General features: G+C 66.6%; 15 protein-coding genes. All 15 read right to left on the bottom strand.

The features are described 5' to 3' along the window. Positions 1–240: 240 nt before the first annotated feature. Positions 241–2,070 carry a glutamine--fructose-6-phosphate transaminase (isomerizing) gene (gene glmS, locus ACUVYZ_RS03350; RefSeq protein ID WP_439933022.1) on the bottom strand — a complete coding sequence of 610 codons (1,830 nt, stop codon included), beginning with the start codon at positions 2,068–2,070 and terminating at the stop codon, positions 241–243. A gap of 51 nt (positions 2,071–2,121) precedes the next feature. Continuing rightward, entirely contained in the window at positions 2,122–3,495 is a 1,374-nt protein-coding gene (gene glmU / locus ACUVYZ_RS03345; protein ID WP_439933098.1) for a bifunctional UDP-N-acetylglucosamine diphosphorylase/glucosamine-1-phosphate N-acetyltransferase GlmU, read from the bottom strand. Between the two features lie 143 nt (positions 3,496–3,638). Then, positions 3,639–4,067 carry a F0F1 ATP synthase subunit epsilon gene (locus tag ACUVYZ_RS03340; RefSeq protein WP_439933021.1) on the bottom strand — a complete coding sequence of 143 codons (429 nt, stop codon included), beginning with the start codon at positions 4,065–4,067 and terminating at the stop codon, positions 3,639–3,641. Positions 4,068–4,076: 9 nt separating this feature from the next. Continuing rightward, a complete protein-coding gene (gene atpD / locus ACUVYZ_RS03335) occupies positions 4,077–5,456 on the bottom strand; it encodes a F0F1 ATP synthase subunit beta (RefSeq protein ID WP_439933020.1) in 1,380 nt (459 codons plus the stop codon). A 248-nt stretch (positions 5,457–5,704) separates the two neighbouring features. Beyond that, positions 5,705–6,598 (bottom strand): F0F1 ATP synthase subunit gamma, encoded by an 894-nt coding sequence (atpG, locus tag ACUVYZ_RS03330; RefSeq protein ID WP_439933019.1) that lies wholly within the window; start codon positions 6,596–6,598, stop codon positions 5,705–5,707. Positions 6,599–6,624: 26 nt separating this feature from the next. Next, on the bottom strand, positions 6,625–8,166 hold the full coding sequence (gene atpA, locus ACUVYZ_RS03325) for a F0F1 ATP synthase subunit alpha (RefSeq protein ID WP_439933018.1): 1,542 nt from the start codon (positions 8,164–8,166) through the stop codon (positions 6,625–6,627). Between the two features lie 60 nt (positions 8,167–8,226). Further along, positions 8,227–8,763 (bottom strand): F0F1 ATP synthase subunit delta, encoded by a 537-nt coding sequence (locus ACUVYZ_RS03320; RefSeq protein ID WP_439933017.1) that lies wholly within the window; start codon positions 8,761–8,763, stop codon positions 8,227–8,229. Positions 8,764–8,770: 7 nt separating this feature from the next. Continuing rightward, positions 8,771–9,241, bottom strand: a complete 471-nt coding sequence (locus ACUVYZ_RS03315) for a F0F1 ATP synthase subunit B (protein WP_439933016.1) — start codon at positions 9,239–9,241, stop codon at positions 8,771–8,773. 37 nt (positions 9,242–9,278) lie between these two features. After that, positions 9,279–9,572: a F0F1 ATP synthase subunit C gene (gene atpE / locus ACUVYZ_RS03310; RefSeq protein ID WP_439933015.1), complete on the bottom strand. Its 294-nt coding sequence runs from the start codon at positions 9,570–9,572 to the stop codon at positions 9,279–9,281. Between the two features lie 36 nt (positions 9,573–9,608). Next, positions 9,609–10,364: a F0F1 ATP synthase subunit A gene (gene atpB / locus ACUVYZ_RS03305; RefSeq protein WP_439933014.1), complete on the bottom strand. Its 756-nt coding sequence runs from the start codon at positions 10,362–10,364 to the stop codon at positions 9,609–9,611. After that, positions 10,361–10,732: an ATP synthase subunit I gene (locus ACUVYZ_RS03300; RefSeq protein ID WP_439933013.1), complete on the bottom strand. Its 372-nt coding sequence runs from the start codon at positions 10,730–10,732 to the stop codon at positions 10,361–10,363. Before ACUVYZ_RS03300 ends, atpB begins: the two co-directional genes overlap by 4 nt. Positions 10,733–10,897: 165 nt before the next feature. Next, positions 10,898–11,755 (bottom strand): ParB/RepB/Spo0J family partition protein, encoded by an 858-nt coding sequence (locus ACUVYZ_RS03295; RefSeq protein WP_439933012.1) that lies wholly within the window; start codon positions 11,753–11,755, stop codon positions 10,898–10,900. Between the two features lie 13 nt (positions 11,756–11,768). After that, positions 11,769–12,554 (bottom strand): ParA family protein, encoded by a 786-nt coding sequence (locus tag ACUVYZ_RS03290; protein ID WP_439933011.1) that lies wholly within the window; start codon positions 12,552–12,554, stop codon positions 11,769–11,771. 33 nt (positions 12,555–12,587) lie between these two features. Continuing rightward, positions 12,588–13,187, bottom strand: a complete 600-nt coding sequence (gene rsmG / locus ACUVYZ_RS03285; protein ID WP_439933010.1) for a 16S rRNA (guanine(527)-N(7))-methyltransferase RsmG — start codon at positions 13,185–13,187, stop codon at positions 12,588–12,590. Positions 13,188–13,222: 35 nt separating this feature from the next. Beyond that, the gene (gene mnmG, locus ACUVYZ_RS03280; RefSeq protein WP_439933009.1) at positions 13,223–15,130 is read right to left on the bottom strand and encodes a tRNA uridine-5-carboxymethylaminomethyl(34) synthesis enzyme MnmG; all 1,908 of its coding nucleotides are present in this window, start codon (positions 15,128–15,130) and stop codon (positions 13,223–13,225) included. Positions 15,131–15,223 lie beyond the last annotated feature (93 nt).

The raw sequence follows: 15,223 nt of genomic DNA, 5'->3' as shown, positions 1-15,223 counted from the left end.
CCGCCCTCTCTCCCTCTCTCCCAGCAGAAGAGGGGAACGGGATGGCGGTGAATGGCCGGTTAGCCATTCCATTCACCGCGGGCTCAAATGGAACCCGCCCCGTGGGCCGGCTTCGCGAGGCAAGAAAACCGGTGGCCTAGCCCCAAGCTTGGCCCAAAGGGGTCCTCCCATCAAGCATAAGCTCTGAAAATTAAGTTAATTTTTGTGGAGATGGCACCGGCGGGCGGGCTCCGAGCCGGGCTACTCGACGGTCACAGACTTGGCCAGATTGCGCGGCTTGTCCACGTCGGTGCCTTTCTGCAATGCCACGTGGTAGGCCAGGAGCTGGAGCGGGAGCACGTGCAGGATGGGGCTGAGCAGCCCCGCATGGTCGGTCATCTGGATGATGTGCACGCCCTCGCTCTCCTGGATCTGGCTGTCGGCGTCGGCGAAGACGTAGAGTTCCCCGCCACGGGCCCGCACCTCCTGGAGGTTGGATTTGAGCTTCTCCAGCAGGAGGTCGTTGGGCGCCACCGCCACCACCGGCATGTTCCGGTCCACCAGGGCCAGCGGCCCGTGCTTGAGCTCCCCGGCGGGATAGGCCTCGGCGTGGATGTAGGAGATTTCCTTGAGCTTGAGCGCCCCCTCCATGGCGATGGGATAGTGGATGCCGCGGCCGAGGAACAGGGCATGCTCCTTTTCGGCGAATCGCTGGGACCACTCCACGATCCTGGGCTCCAGCTCCAGGATCCGGGAGAGCGCCGAAGGCAAGTGCCGGAGCGCCGCGATGTGCCGCCTTTCCTCCTCGGGGGTGAGCCGACCGCGCAGCTTGGCCAGCACCAGGGTGAGCAAGAACAGAGCGGCCAACTGGGTGGTGAAGGCCTTGGTGGAGGCGACCCCGATCTCCGGGCCCGCCCGGGTGAGGAAGCGCAGGTCCGCCTGGCGGATGAGGGCGCTTTCCGGCACGTTGCAGATGGCCAGGGTGTGCCGGTGTCCCAGGGCCTTGGCGTGGCCGAGGGCCGCCAGGGTGTCGGCGGTCTCCCCCGACTGGGAGATGGCCACCACCAGGGCGTCAGGGTCGGGGACGCTGTCCCGGTAGCGGTATTCGCTGGCGATCTCCGGATTGCAGGGGATGCGGGCGACCCGCTCGATCCAGTAGCGGGCCACCAGGCCGGCGTGGAAGCTGGTGCCGCAGGCGACGATGGTGACGGCGTTCACCCGCGCCAGCACCTCCTGGGCATCCACGCCGAAGAGCTGGGGCGAGAGGGAGGAGGCGCCGGTCACCATCTCCAGGGTCGCCGCCACCGCCCCCGGCTGTTCGAAGATCTCTTTCTGCATGAAGTGGCGGTAATGCCCCAGCTCCACCGCGTCGGCGGTCAACTGGGACAGGTGCACCGGTCGCTCCACCGCGTGGCCCGCCGCGTCCACGATCCGGTAGCGGTCGAGTCCCAGCTCGGCCACGTCCCCTTCCTCCAGGTAAATCATGCGCTGGGTTACCTGGAGCAGGGCGGAGGCGTCGGAGGCAGCGAAGTTTTCCCCCTCGCCCAGCCCCAGCAGCAGGGGCGCCCCCTGGCGCGCCACTACCAGCCCCTCGGGCTCGTCCGCCGAGACGACGGCGATGGCATAGGCGCCGTGGAGCTCGGCCACCGCCCGGCGGGTGGCGTCGAACAGGCTCTCGCCCTTGCGCAAGTAATGCTCGATCAAGTGAGCGATGACCTCGGTGTCGGTGTCGGATACGAACGCGTAGCCGGCCTCCGTCAGCCGCCGGCGGATGGCCTCGTGGTTCTCGATGATGCCGTTGTGCACCACCGCCAGGCCGTTGCCGCTCACGTGGGGGTGGGCGTTTCGCTCGGTGGGGGCGCCGTGGGTCGCCCAGCGGGTATGGGCGATGCCCAGGCGGCCGTTCAGGCCCTCTGCCGTCGCCCGCCGGGCGAGCTCCGCCACCCGGCCCACGCTCCTCAGCCGCTTAAGCCCGCCGTCGATGACGGCAAGCCCCGCCGAGTCATAGCCGCGGTACTCCAGGCGGCGCAAGCCCTCCAGCAGGATGGGCACCACGTTTCGCCGCGCTACGGCGCCTACGATTCCGCACATGTCAGGAAAAGATCAAGGAAGTCAAAAACCCCGGACCCACTCTTTCCAGCCTCACTTTTCGCCTTTTTTCACCGGCCGTTTCCAGTTCTCCACCGTCACCTGGGGCGCGCGGGAGAGGGTGAGCTTGCCGGGCGGGGCGTCCCGGGTGAGGGTGGTGCCGGCCCCCAGGGTCGCCCCCTTGCCCACCCTGACCGGGGCCACGAGCTGGGTGTCGGAGCCGATGAAGGCTTCGTCCTCGATTACCGTGCGGTGCTTCTGGGCCCCATCGTAGTTGCAGGTGATGGTGCCGGCGCCGATGTTCACGTCACGACCCACGGCGGCATCTCCCACGTAAGCTAGATGATTGGCCTTGCTCCCCCGGCCGATTTCGCTGTTCTTGACTTCGACGAAATTGCCGATGTGCACCTCCTCGGCCAGGCGCGCCCCCGGACGCAGCCGGGCGTAAGGACCGATGCGGCAGTCGTCGCCCACCTCGGCCCCTTCGATCAGGGTGTAAGGCAGCACTTCCACCCGGGCGCCGATGCGGGTGTCTCGCAGGACGGCGTAGGGCCCCACCCGGGTGTGGTCCCCCAGCAGGACGTTCCCCTCGAACACGCAGCCCACATCGATCACCACCTCGCGCCCGCAGGTGAGCTCGCCGCGGACATCGATGCGCTCGGGGTCCAGCAGGGTCACCCCTTGCGCCATCAGGCGCTCCGCCTGCCGCCGCTGGTAGCGGCGCTCGAGGGTCGCGAGCTCGCGCTTGCTGTTGACTCCGAGGACTTCTTCCACCGTCTCCGGCTGCACGGTGGCGACCGGGAAGCCTTCCTCCACCGCCATTTTCACCACGTCGGTGAGATAGTACTCGCCTTGGGCGTTGTCGGTACCGAGCCGCGCCAGCCACTGGGCGAGCCTGCGGGCGGGCGCCGCCAGGATGCCGGTGTTGATCTCCCGGATCGAGCGCTCCCGGGCCGAGGCGTCCTTGTGCTCCACGATGCGCACCACCTGCCCGGCGCTGTCGCGCACGATGCGCCCATACCCCGCCGGGTCGTCCACTTCGGCCGTGAGCAGGGTGAGCCGCTCGTCGGCTCGCCCTTCCAGCATGCGCCGTAGGGTCGCCTCCCCGATGAGGGGCACGTCGCCGTAGAGCACCAGGACCACGCCGGTGCGATGCAAGTGGGGCAGCGCGGTCGCCAGGGCGTGGCCGGTGCCGAGCTGGGGCTCCTGGCGCACGAAAACCGCGTCGCAGCCGGCGAGGGCCTCGGGCACCTGCTCCCCTCCGTGGCCATAGACCACGCAGAGGGTCCGGGGCTCGAGCCGCCGGGCGGTCTCCATCACGTGGGCGAGCAGCGGCCGTCCCGCCAGGGGATGGAGCACCTTGGGCAGCCGGGAATGCATGCGGGTCCCTTTGCCGGCGGCGAGGATGGCGATGTCGAGGGCGGTCATGGCGAAAGCAAGAGCAAGAACGATGCCTGTCAATCTTCGAGGCTCGGTCCCGGCTTGCCGCGAGCTCGAAGCACCCTAGGCAGTATAAGTGACGAAGGCAGCCTGCAGGCTGCCTTCCGTAGACTCGGGAGGGGGCAAAAAAATTACCCTTTGCGCGCCTTGCGCAGCCTCTGGATCGCGGCGAGCTGGGCGGCGGCTTCGGCCAGCTCCGCCTGGGCCTTGGCGATCTCCAGCTTGGAGGTCTTGTTCTGCAGCGCCTCCTCCGCCGCTCGCTTCGCCTCCAGCGCCTTGGCCTCGTCCAGGTCGGCGGCGCGCACCGCGGTGTCCGCCAGCACGGTCACACCGCTCGGCTGGACCTCCAGAATGCCGCCCGAGACCACCACCATCTCCTCCTCGTCCTTGAGCGGCACCTTGATGCGCAGTGCCCCCGGCTTGATCCGGGTGAGGAGCGGCGTGTGGCGCGGGTAGATGCCAAGCTCCCCCATCTCGCCCGGCGCCACCAGGAACTCGGCGGGGCCGGAATAGATGGACTCCTCCGCGCTTACCACTTCCACGTGCATAGTGGTTCCCATGGAGCCTCCTTACTGGAGCGTCTTCGCCTTCTCGAACGCTTCGTCGATGGTGCCCACCATGTAGAACGCCTGCTCCGGCAGATGATCGCACTCGCCGTTGACGATCATCTTGAAGCCGCGGATGGTCTCCTTGAGGGGCACGTACTTGCCGGGGCTGCCGGTGAACACTTCGGCGACGAAGAAGGGCTGGGACAGGAAGCGCTGGATCTTGCGGGCCCGGGCCACCACCAGCTTGTCCTCGGGGGAGAGTTCGTCCATGCCCAGGATGGCGATGATGTCGCGCAGCTCCTTGTAGCGCTGCAGGGTCGCCTGCACGGCGCGGGTAGTGTTGTAGTGCTCCTCCCCGATCACGTTGGGGTCCACCTGGCGCGAGGTGGAGTCCAGGGGGTCCACGGCGGGGTAAATCCCCAGGGCGGCGATGTCCCGGGAGAGCACCACGGTGGCGTCCAGGTGGCCGAAGGTGGTGGCGGGCGAGGGATCCGTCAGGTCGTCCGCCGGCACGTACACCGCCTGGATCGAGGTGATGGAGCCTGTCTTGGTGGAGGTGATGCGCTCCTGGAGCCTGCCCATCTCCTCGGCGAGGGTGGGCTGGTAGCCCACGGCGGAGGGCATGCGGCCGAGCAACGCCGACACCTCCGTTCCAGCGAGCGTGTAGCGGTAGATGTTGTCGATGAACAGCAGCACGTCCCGGCCCTCGTCGCGGAAGTATTCGGCGATGGTGAGGCCGGTCAGCCCGACCCGCAGCCGGTTGCCGGGGGGCTCGTTCATCTGGCCGTAGACCAGGGCCACCTTGTCCAGCACCTGGGATTCCTTCATCTCGTGGTAGAAGTCGTTGCCCTCCCGGGTACGCTCGCCGACGCCGGCGAACACCGAGTAGCCGGAATGCTCGATGGCGATGTTGCGGATCAGCTCCATCATATTGACGGTCTTGCCCACGCCGGCCCCGCCGAAGAGTCCGATCTTGCCCCCCTTGGCGAAGGGGCAGATCAGGTCGATCACCTTGATGCCGGTCTCCAGCAACTCCTGGGAAGGGGAGAGCTCCTCGAAGCTGGGCGCCTTGCGATGGATGGGCATGGTCTTGTCGGCGCCGATGGGGCCGGCCTCGTCGATCGGGCGGCCCAGCACGTCCATGATGCGCCCCAAGGTCTTGGGCCCGACCGGTACCGAGATGGGGGCGCCGGTGTTCTTCACCTTCATGCCGCGGCGCAGGCCGTCGGAGGAACCGAGGGCGATGGTGCGCACCACCCCGTCGCCCAACTGCTGCTGCACCTCCAGGGTCAGCCCGATCTCGTCCATGGTGAGGGCGTCATAGACGCGGGGCATGTGCTCGCGGTCGAACTGGACGTCCACCACCGCGCCGATGCACTGGACAATCGTTCCTTCGGTCATGGTCCTTTCCTCAAAGCGATGAAACCCTGCTCACCGGGGCGGGCGCCGCCGGCACCTCGTTCACGAGATCGCCGCCGCGCTTTCGGCGATCTGGTCTCGTCGTAACGCTCGCTGCCGCTCACGTTAGCCTCGCCCGATCGTCAGCGGCGCCTCCTCACGAGATCGCCGCCGCGCTTTCGGCGATCTGGTCTCGTCGTAACGCTCGCTGCCGCTCACGTTAGCCTCGCCCGATCGTCAGCGGCGCCTCCTCACGAGATCGCCGCCGCGCCGCTGACGATCTCCGAAATCTCCTTGGTGATGGCCGCTTGCCGGGTCTTGTTGTAGATCAGGGTCAGCTCGTCGATCAGGTTCCCCGCGTTGTCGGAGGCCGCCTTCATGGCCACCATGCGAGCGCTCTGCTCCGAGGCCATGTTCTCCACCACGTATTGGTACAGCTCGGCCTCGGTGGCGCGGGTGAACACCGCATCGAGCAGCGGCCTAGCCTCCGGCTCGTAGAGGTAATCCCACAGCCCCGTGCCGGCCAAGCCGGCGATCGGCTTGCCCTCGTAGTCGGTGATCTGCTGGGGAATGGGCAGCATCTGGGCCTGCACCGGCTCCTGGCGCATGGTGTTGACGAAGCGGTTGTAGAAGGCGTACAGCTCGTCGATGCGGCCCTCGCTGTAACTATCCAGCAACACCTTGACCGGCCCGATCAGCTTCTCCAGGTGGGGCGTGTCGCCCAGGTTGACGACGTGGGAGACGATGTTGGCGCCCATGCGCTGCATGAAGCCGAAGCCCTTGTTGCCGATGGCGCACACGTCGATCTCGATCCCTTGCGCCTGCCACTCCTTCATCTGGTTCACCGCCAGGCGCAACACGTTGGTGTTCAGGCCCCCGCACAGCCCCTTGTCCGAGGTGACCACGATGATGCCCACCCGCCGCACCGTCTCCCGCTTGATCAGGAACGGATGCTTGTACTCGGTGTTGGCCCGGGCCAGATGCATCATCACCCGGGCGATGTTGAGGGCGTAGGGGCGCGAGGCACGCATGCGCTCCTGGGCCTTGCGCATCTTGGAGGCGGCCACCATCTCCATCGCCTTGGTGATCTTCTGCGTGTTCCTGATGCTTTTGATCTTGTTGCGTATCTCGCGGCCTCCGGCCATGGCGCGATCCTCCTTCGAACGGCTCCTCAGAACGTGGCGGTCTTCTTGTACGCCTCGATGGCCGCCGCGAGCTGCTTTTCCGTGTCCGCGTCCAGGTCCTTGGTCTCCTCGATCTTCGCCAGGATCTGGGGATGTTGGCTCTTCATGTAGGCGCGCAGGCCCGCCTCGAAGGCGAGACACTGCTTGACGTCGATGTCGTCCACATAGCCGTTATTCACCGCGTACAGGGTGAGGGCCATCTCGGCCACCGACAGGGGCGAGTACTGGGGCTGCTTCATCAGCTCCGTGACCCGTCGGCCGCGCTCGAGCTGACGGCGGGTAGTCTCGTCCAGGTCGGAGGCGAACTGGGCGAAGGCCGCCAGCTCCCGGTACTGGGCGAGCGCCAGGCGCACGCCACCGCCCAGCTTCTTGATCACCTTGGTCTGGGCCGCGCCCCCCACCCGCGACACCGAGATGCCGGCGTTGATGGCGGGCCGGATGCCGGCGTTGAAGAGATCGGTCTCGAGGAAGATCTGCCCGTCGGTGATGGAGATCACGTTGGTCGGGATGAACGCCGTCACGTCGCCCGCCTGGGTCTCGATGATGGGAAGCGCCGTGAGGGAACCGGTCTTGCCTTTGACCTCGCCCTTGGTGAACCGCTCCACGTAGGCCTCGTTCACCCGGGCGCCACGCTCGAGCAGCCGGGAGTGGAGGTAGAACACGTCGCCCGGGTACGCTTCCCGGCCCGGCGGGCGGCGCAGGAGCAGGGAGATCTGGCGATAGGCCCAGGCGTGCTTGGTCAGGTCGTCGTAAATGATGAGAGCGTCCTGGCCCCGGTCGCGGAAGTACTCGCCCATGGTGCAGCCGGCGTAAGGGGCGATGTACTGCATGGCCGCCGACTCGGAAGCGGAGGCCGCCACCACGATGGTGTAGTCCATCGCCCCGTGCTCCTCGAGCTTGCGGATCACGTTCTTGATGGTGGAGGCCTTCTGGCCGATACCCACGTAGATGCAGAAGAGGTCCTTGCCCTTCTGATTTATGATGGTGTCCACCGCCACCGCGGTCTTGCCGGTCTGGCGGTCGCCGATGATGAGCTCCCGCTGGCCGCGCCCGATGGGCACCATGGAATCGATGGCCTTCAAGCCGGTCTGCACCGGCTGGGATACCGACTTGCGCCAGATCACCCCCGGGGCGATCTTCTCGATGGGGTCGGTGAGCTTGGCGTTGATCGGTCCCTTGCCGTCGATGGGCTGTCCGAGGGCGTTGACCACGCGCCCGATCAGCTCGGGTCCCACCGGCACCTGGAGGATGCGGCCGGTACACTTGACCGTGTCGCCCTCGGTGATGTGCTCGTAGTCGCCCAGCACCACGCCTCCCACCGAGTCCCGCTCCAGGTTGAGCGCCAGGCCGAAGGTGTTGCCGGGAAACTCCAGCATCTCCCCCTGCATCACGTCGGCCAGCCCGTGGATGCGCACGATGCCATCGGTCACCGACACCACCGTGCCTTCGGTGCGCGTCTCGGCCGTCACCGCCAGGCTCTGGATCTTGCTCTTGATCAGCTCGCTGATCTCGGAAGGATTAAGCTGCATGGTCACTCCTCGAAAGTTTCGCCGCCGCTCTCAAGCAGCGCCGGCGTCAATTCCACCGCCTCAGGCCGCCAGGGCCGCCGCCATGGCCTCCAGTTTGCCGCGCACCGAAGCGTCCAGCACCTCGTCGCCCACGTGGATGCGCACCCCGCCGATCAGCTCCGGTTCGACCTTCACCCCGGCGCTCACCTCGCGACCGTACTTCTTCTTGAGCCATTGCACCAGCTCGGCCTTCTGGGCTTCGTCCAGCGGGTAGGCCGACTCGATTTCCACCTCCAGCACGCCCTCCCGTTGCCGCCGCAGATCCTCGTAGAGCTCCCGGATCTGGGGCAGCAGCGCCAAGCGGCCGTTTTCGATCAGCACCAGGATGAAGTTGCGGGCGTCGGCGGTGAGCCCCTCGCCGCAGATGCCGAGGAAGAGGTCGGCGAGCTGCTTGCGGGTAACCAGGGGATTGCCCAGCAGGGTGCGCACGCGCGGATCCTCGGCCACGGCGCACGCCAGCGCCAGCATCTCGGACCAGCGGGCGAGGGCCTGCTGCTCGGCTGCCAGCTTGAATACGGCCTCGGCGTAGGGCCGTGCGATGGTGATAGGCTCGGCCATGGCGCGCCTACAGCTCCTTCTCGATCTGGGTCAGGATGTCCCGGTGGACCTTGGGGTCCACCTCCCGGCGCAGGATCTTCTCGGCGCCCGCGACCGCCAGCGCCGCCACCTGCTGCCGCAACGCCTCTTTAGCGCGGAACACTTCCTGCTCGATCTGCGCCTTGGCGCTGGCGATGAGCCGCTCGCCTTCCTGCTTGGCGGCGGCCTTGGCCTCCTCGATGAGCTGGGCGGACTGGCGCTCGGCGTTAGCCAGGATCTCGGCGGCCTGGTGCTTGGCCTCCCGCAGGATCTCCGACGAACGCCTGCCCGCCAGCTCGAGCTCGTGCTTGCCGCGCTCCGCCGCCGCGAGGCCATCGGCGATCCGCTTCTGGCGCTCTTCCATGGCCCGCATCAGGTAGGGCCAGATCAGCTTCATCGTGAACACGACGAGCAGGATGAAGGTGATCATCTGCCCGATGATCGTTACGTTGATGTTCACTGGAGCGCTCCTTTCAAGTTCCCCGGGGCCCGGCCGGTCAGCCGCCGGCGGCCCTCTGCACCACCGCGAGGAAGCCGAAGGGATCGGCGAACAGCACGTACAGGCCCATCGCCGCGCTGATCATGGGCACGGCGTCCACCAGGCCCGCCACCAGGAAGAAGCGGCCGGTGAGCATGGGCATCAGCTCCGGCTGGCGGGCGAGCCCCTCCAGGAAGCGCCCCCCCAGCAGGCCCACGCCGACGGCGGCGCCGAGCGCCCCCAGCCCCAGCATCAGGGCCACACCGATCATCGCAAGGCCGTGAACGTTGCCAAGAATTGCGATTGTTTCCATTTTTTCTCCCGAAGTTGATGGTCAAAGAAAGCGAAATCAGTGGGTCTCGTGGGCCATGCTGAGATAGACGATGGTCAGCATCATGAAGATGTAGGCCTGGAGCGTGATGATCAGGATATGGAACACGGCCCACGGCCAGGACAAGAGCGGCTGGATGTAGAACGGCAGCAGGGCGATCAGGATGAACACCATTTCGCCCGCGTACATGTTGCCGAAAAGCCGCAGCGCCAGGGACAGGGGTTTCGACAGGTCCTCGATAATGCGGAACAGAACGTTCACCGGCGCCAGCCACTTGCCGAACGGCGCGTGGGTAACCTCGTGCAGGAAGCCCTTGATCCCCTTGATCTTGAAGTTGTAGTAGATCATGAGCAGGAACACCGAGATCGACATGGCGAAGGTCATGTTGGGGTCGGTGGTCGGCACTAGCTTCATGTGCACGCCGAAGACCGCCAGGATGTCGATCGGCAGCAGGTCCATGGCGTTGCAGATGAAGACCCACACGAAAATGGTGAGGGCGAGGGGTGCGATCAGCTCGCTCTTGCCGTGGAACATCACTTTCACCTGGCTGTCGACGAACTCCACCAGCCATTCGACGAAGTTCTGCCATTTGCCGGGAACGCCGGCCGTGGCGTTCCTGGCCGCCTTGTAGAACAGGCCGAAAACGATGGCGCCCAGAAGGGCGGAAAAGAACAGGGTGTCGACGTGCAGGGTCCAGAAGCCGCTGCCGATCTTGGCGTTGGTCAGGTGGCCGATGATGTATTCGGAGGCGGACTGAGGCGCTTGTGTGCTCATTGTTGTTTGATGACCGGAACGTCAAACCATAAAATCAGCCAATAGGCTCCCTGGGTCCCGAGGTAGGTCAGAAACAGGGGCCAGAACTTGAGTTCCGCGAAACCGATGAAGGTCGCCGCGAAGAGCGCCAGTGTGACGACGATTTTCAGGAACTCCGCCACATACCCGGCCCGCCACTGCTTTTCCAGCGTCCCCCCGGCGGCGGCCCGAACCGTCATCGCGTAGACGAGGCTCGGGACGAAGCCGATGGCTCCGCCAGCGCTGGCCGATGCCGCCGCCCATTTCCCTCCCCAGACGGCCGCGAGCAGCGCGCCGAGCACGGTGACCGCGATCTGGGCGTAGATGACTCGTGCGATCGTACGATTCACGGCCCGAGGGGCGTCCGTTCGGCGGCAAGCCCACGCAAAAGACTTGAAATTCTACTGGGCGGCTCTAAAAGCCGTCAACGGCAATAGCGCTTGATAAGTCGGGGGCGCGAAGGAAAACATTATATTATCAATAGCTTGTTGCCGGACCCTTCATGTTGCGCCGCACTAATGACGGGGACCGCCCCTTAGCCTCCCTAACAGGTGATCCAACTGCTCCAGGGTGGCATAGTGGAAAATTACTCGCCCGCGGCCCCGGGCGCCCGGCTTGATCTCCACCCTGGCCCCGAGGGCCTCGGATACCTCCTCCTCCAGCCGGCGCACGTCCCGGTCGATCCGCCGGGCCCTGGGCGCTTCAGGGACCGCGCCGCGTTTCTGGACCAGGCGCTCGGTATCCCGCACCGAGAGCTGCTTCGCCACCACGAGGCGGGCGGTTTGAACTTGCTGGGCCGCCGAAAGAGCAAGCAACGCCCGGGCGTGGCCCATGTCCAGCTTGCCCTCCAGCAGCATCTCCTGCACCGGCTGAGCCAGATTGAGCAGCCGTAACAGATTGGTAACCGCGCTACGGGAGTACCCCAAGGCCTCGGCCGCCTGTTGGTGGGTCATGCCGAACTCGTCGGTCAGGCGCTGGATCCCCCGGGCCTGCTCCAGGGGATTCAGGTCCTCCCGCTGGATGTTCTCGATCAGCGCCATGGCGAGGGCCGTCTCGTCCGGGACATCCCGCACCACGGCTGGGATCTCGCTGAGCCCCGCCAACTGGGCGGCGCGCCAGCGGCGCTCGCCGGCGATGATCTCGTAGTGCCCGTCCCCCTGGGGGCGAGCCAGGATGGGCTGCATGACTCCTTGCGCCTTGATGGAGTCCGCCAGGGCCCGGAGAGATTCTTCGTCCACCCGGACCCGGGGTTGGTAGCGCCCGGGGCGCAGCGTCGTCACCGCCAAGGTCCGCAGGTCCTCTGAGGGGGAGGCTTGTCCAGTGGCGTCGAGGAGGGCGTCCAGCCCCCTCCCCAATCCTTTCGCTTTTGCCATGATGGGTGCTCTCTCAGGTTTGGCCGGACGGGGGCGCCGGGTGCCGGTTGAGCAGCTCCCCGGCCAGGGCCAGGTAAGCCTGGCATCCTTTAGAGGTCCGGTCGTGCTGCAGCACGGGCACCCCGAAGCTGGGGGCTTCCGCCAGCCGCACATTGCGCGGGATCACGGTGCGGTAAACCTTGTCGCCAAAATGCTGCACCAATTGAGCCGATACCTGCAGGGAAAGGGTGTTGCGCGGGTCGAACATGGTGCGCAGCAGCCCCTCGATCTCCAGGCGCGGGTTGAGATGGGCCCGCACCCGGCGGATGGTCTGCACCAGGTCGGACAATCCCTCCAAGGCGTAGTACTCGCACTGCATCGGAATCATTACCGAGTGGGCAGCGGTCAGCCCGTTGACCGTGAGCAGGTTCAGGGCCGGCGGGCAATCGAGAAAAATGAAGTCATAGTCCTCCTCCACCTCCGCCAGCGCCCGTTTCAGGCACGACTCCCGGTCGGGCAATTCCACCAGCTCCACCTCCGCCCCCGCCAGCTCCCGGTTGGCGGGGAGCAGGTGATAGCCGCAGGACTGTCCGATGACGAGGACTTCCTTGACCGTCGCCTGACCCAACAGCACGTGATAGACGGTGCGGGAAAGCTTGCGCTTGTCCACGCCGCTGCCCATGGTGGCGTTGCCCTGGGGATCCAGGTCCACCAGCAACACCCGGCGGGAGGCCGCCGCCAGACTGGCCGCCAGGTTGACGCTGGTGGTGGTCTTCCCCACCCCCCCTTTCTGGTTCGCGACCGCCAGGATCCGTACCATTCTCCCTCTATCCTCTTTCGTGCCACATCCGGGTCAGGCCCCCGGCCCCGCTTCCTTGCGCAGTAGCACCACGTGCCGGGCCGCTTCCAGGCCCGGGACCCCCAGGGCCGCCACCCGCTCCAACCGGTAGCCGGGAGGGATTCCCCCCAGCTCCTCCACCGGATATTCTCCTTTCATCGCCAGCACTTGTCCGCCGCTGCGGACCAGGTGGCCCGCCAGCCGCAGGAATTCCGGCAGCGCCGCGAAAGCCCGGGACACGACCCCATCGAAGGGGATGTGGGGCACCCAAGCTTCCACCCGGCGCCGCTCCACGGTCACGTTGGCGAGCCCCAGTTCCGCCTTCGCCTGGACGAGAAACGCCGCCTTCTTCTGGCTGCTTTCGATCAAGGTCACTTCCAGCCCCGGCCGGGCGATGGCCAAGGGAATTCCCGGCAGTCCCGCCCCGCTGCCCACGTCCGCGATCCGCGCCCCCTCGATCAAGGGCAAAATCGCAAGCGAATCCAACAGATGGTGCGTGACCATGCGGGCCGGTGTGCGGATCGCCGTGAGGCTATACACCCGGTTCCACTTCGCCAGCAGGGCGATGTAGTCGAGAAGGCGCTGGACCCGTTCGGGGGCCAGCGCGAGGCTCAACCGGGCAAGCCCCTCTTCCAGGAGCCGGGCTTCCCTCAGGCCCGCCTCTTCTGTGCTCGCCCTGGCGTGCAGGAGAAACCCCGCTTGAGATGTACCAGCAGCAGGGAGATGGCGGCCGGGGTGACCCCCGAAATCCGGGCCGCTTGGCCCAGGGTCTCGGGCCGGTGGAGATTCAACTTCTGCTGCACCTCCACCGACAGCCCGCGCACCGTGGTGTAGTCTAGGTCCTCGGGCAGGCGGGTCGATTCCAGGCTGCGCTGGCGCTCCACTTCGTCTTTCTGACGCTCGATGTACCCGTAGTACTTGGCCTGGATCTCCACCTGCTCGGCGGCTTGGGCGTCCTCCAGCCCGGGCCCCACCCCGGGCAGAGTCATCAGGCTCCGGTACGTGACCCCCGGGCGCCGCAACAGCTCCAGGGCGGAGGCCTCCCGCTCCAGAGACTTGCCGAAGAGACGCGCCTGCACCTCCGGGTCCAGCAGGCGGGGGTTGACCCAGGTGCTTTTGAGCCGCTCCTGCTCCCGGGCAATGGCGTCGCGCTTGCGGCAGAAGCGCTCCCAGCGCCCGTCGTCCACCAGGCCGAGCCGCCGCCCGGTTTCGGTGAGGCGCAGATCCGCGTTGTCCTCCCGCAGGCTCAAGCGGTACTCGGCCCGGCTGGTGAACATGCGGTAGGGCTCGGTCACGCCCCGGGTAATGAGGTCGTCCACCAGGACCCCCAGGTAAGCCTCGTCCCGGCGTGGGCTCCAGGGCTCCCGCTCCTGGACCTGGAGCGCCGCGTTGATGCCGGCGAGGAGGCCCTGGGCCGCTGCCTCCTCGTAGCCCGTAGTGCCGTTGATCTGCCCGGCGAAGAACAACCCCTCGATCTGCTTCGTCTCCAGGGAGCTCTTGAGCCAGCGGGGATCGTAATAATCGTATTCGATGGCATAGCCGGGCCGGGTGATATGGGCGTTCTCCAGGCCGCGGATGGAGCGCACCACCGCCAGCTGCACGTCGAAGGGTAGCGAGGTGGAGATCCCGTTGGGATAGAGCTCGGTGGTGGTCAGTCCCTCGGGCTCCAGGAAAACCTGATGGGAGGACTTGGCCGCGAACCGCACCACCTTGTCCTCGATGGAGGGACAGTACCGGGGACCGACCCCTTGGATCTTGCCCGAGTACAAAGGGGAGCGGTCCAGGGCGCTCCGGATGATCTCGTGGGTACGCTCGTTGGTATGGGCGATCCAGCAGGGAAGCTGCCGGGGGTGCTGGGCCGGATCCCCCAGGAAGGAGAAGACGGGGGGTGGATCGTCCCCGGGCTGCACCTCCATCACCGAAAAGTCCACCGTGCGCCCGTCGATGCGGGGCGGCGTCCCGGTCTTCAGGCGTCCCACGGGGAGCTTCAGCTCCCGCAGCCTGGCGGCCAGGGTCAGGGCCGGCGGGTCCCCTGCTCGGCCGGCCTGGTAGTTGGTAAAGCCCACGTGGATCAGGCCGGACAGGAAAGTGCCGGTGGTGAGCACCACGGCCCGGGCCTCAAAACGAAGCCCCAACTGGGTCACCACCCCCGTCACCCGCTCGCCTTCCAGGAGCAGGTCGTCCACCGCCTGCTGGAACAGCCACAGATTGGGCTGGTTTTCCAGCCGCCGGCGGATGGCCTGCTTGTAGAGCACCCGGTCCGCCTGGGCCCGGGTGGCCCGCACCGCCGGCCCTTTGCTGGCGTTCAGGATGCGGAACTGGATCCCCGCCTCGTCGGTGGCCGCCGCCATGGCGCCCCCCAAGGCGTCGATCTCTTTCACTAGGTGCCCCTTGCCGATGCCGCCGATGGAAGGGTTGCAGGACATCTGCCCCAGGGTCTCGATGTTATGGGTGAGCAATAAGGTGCGGACTCCGGCCCGGGCCGCCGCCAGGGCCGCCTCGGTGCCCGCGTGCCCGCCGCCGACGACGATCACGTCGAAATGGGTGGGATACTCCATGGCGCAACCGCAATCATTGGGCTGCCAATGATACTGCAATCGCGGGGGTCGCCCAATCAGGACGGCTCGGGTTTCACGTGAAACTGGGCCTGC

It is taken from the genome of Pelomicrobium sp. P1, from assembly GCF_052805615.1.
This window is presented reverse-complemented; position numbering and strand designations above follow the sequence as displayed.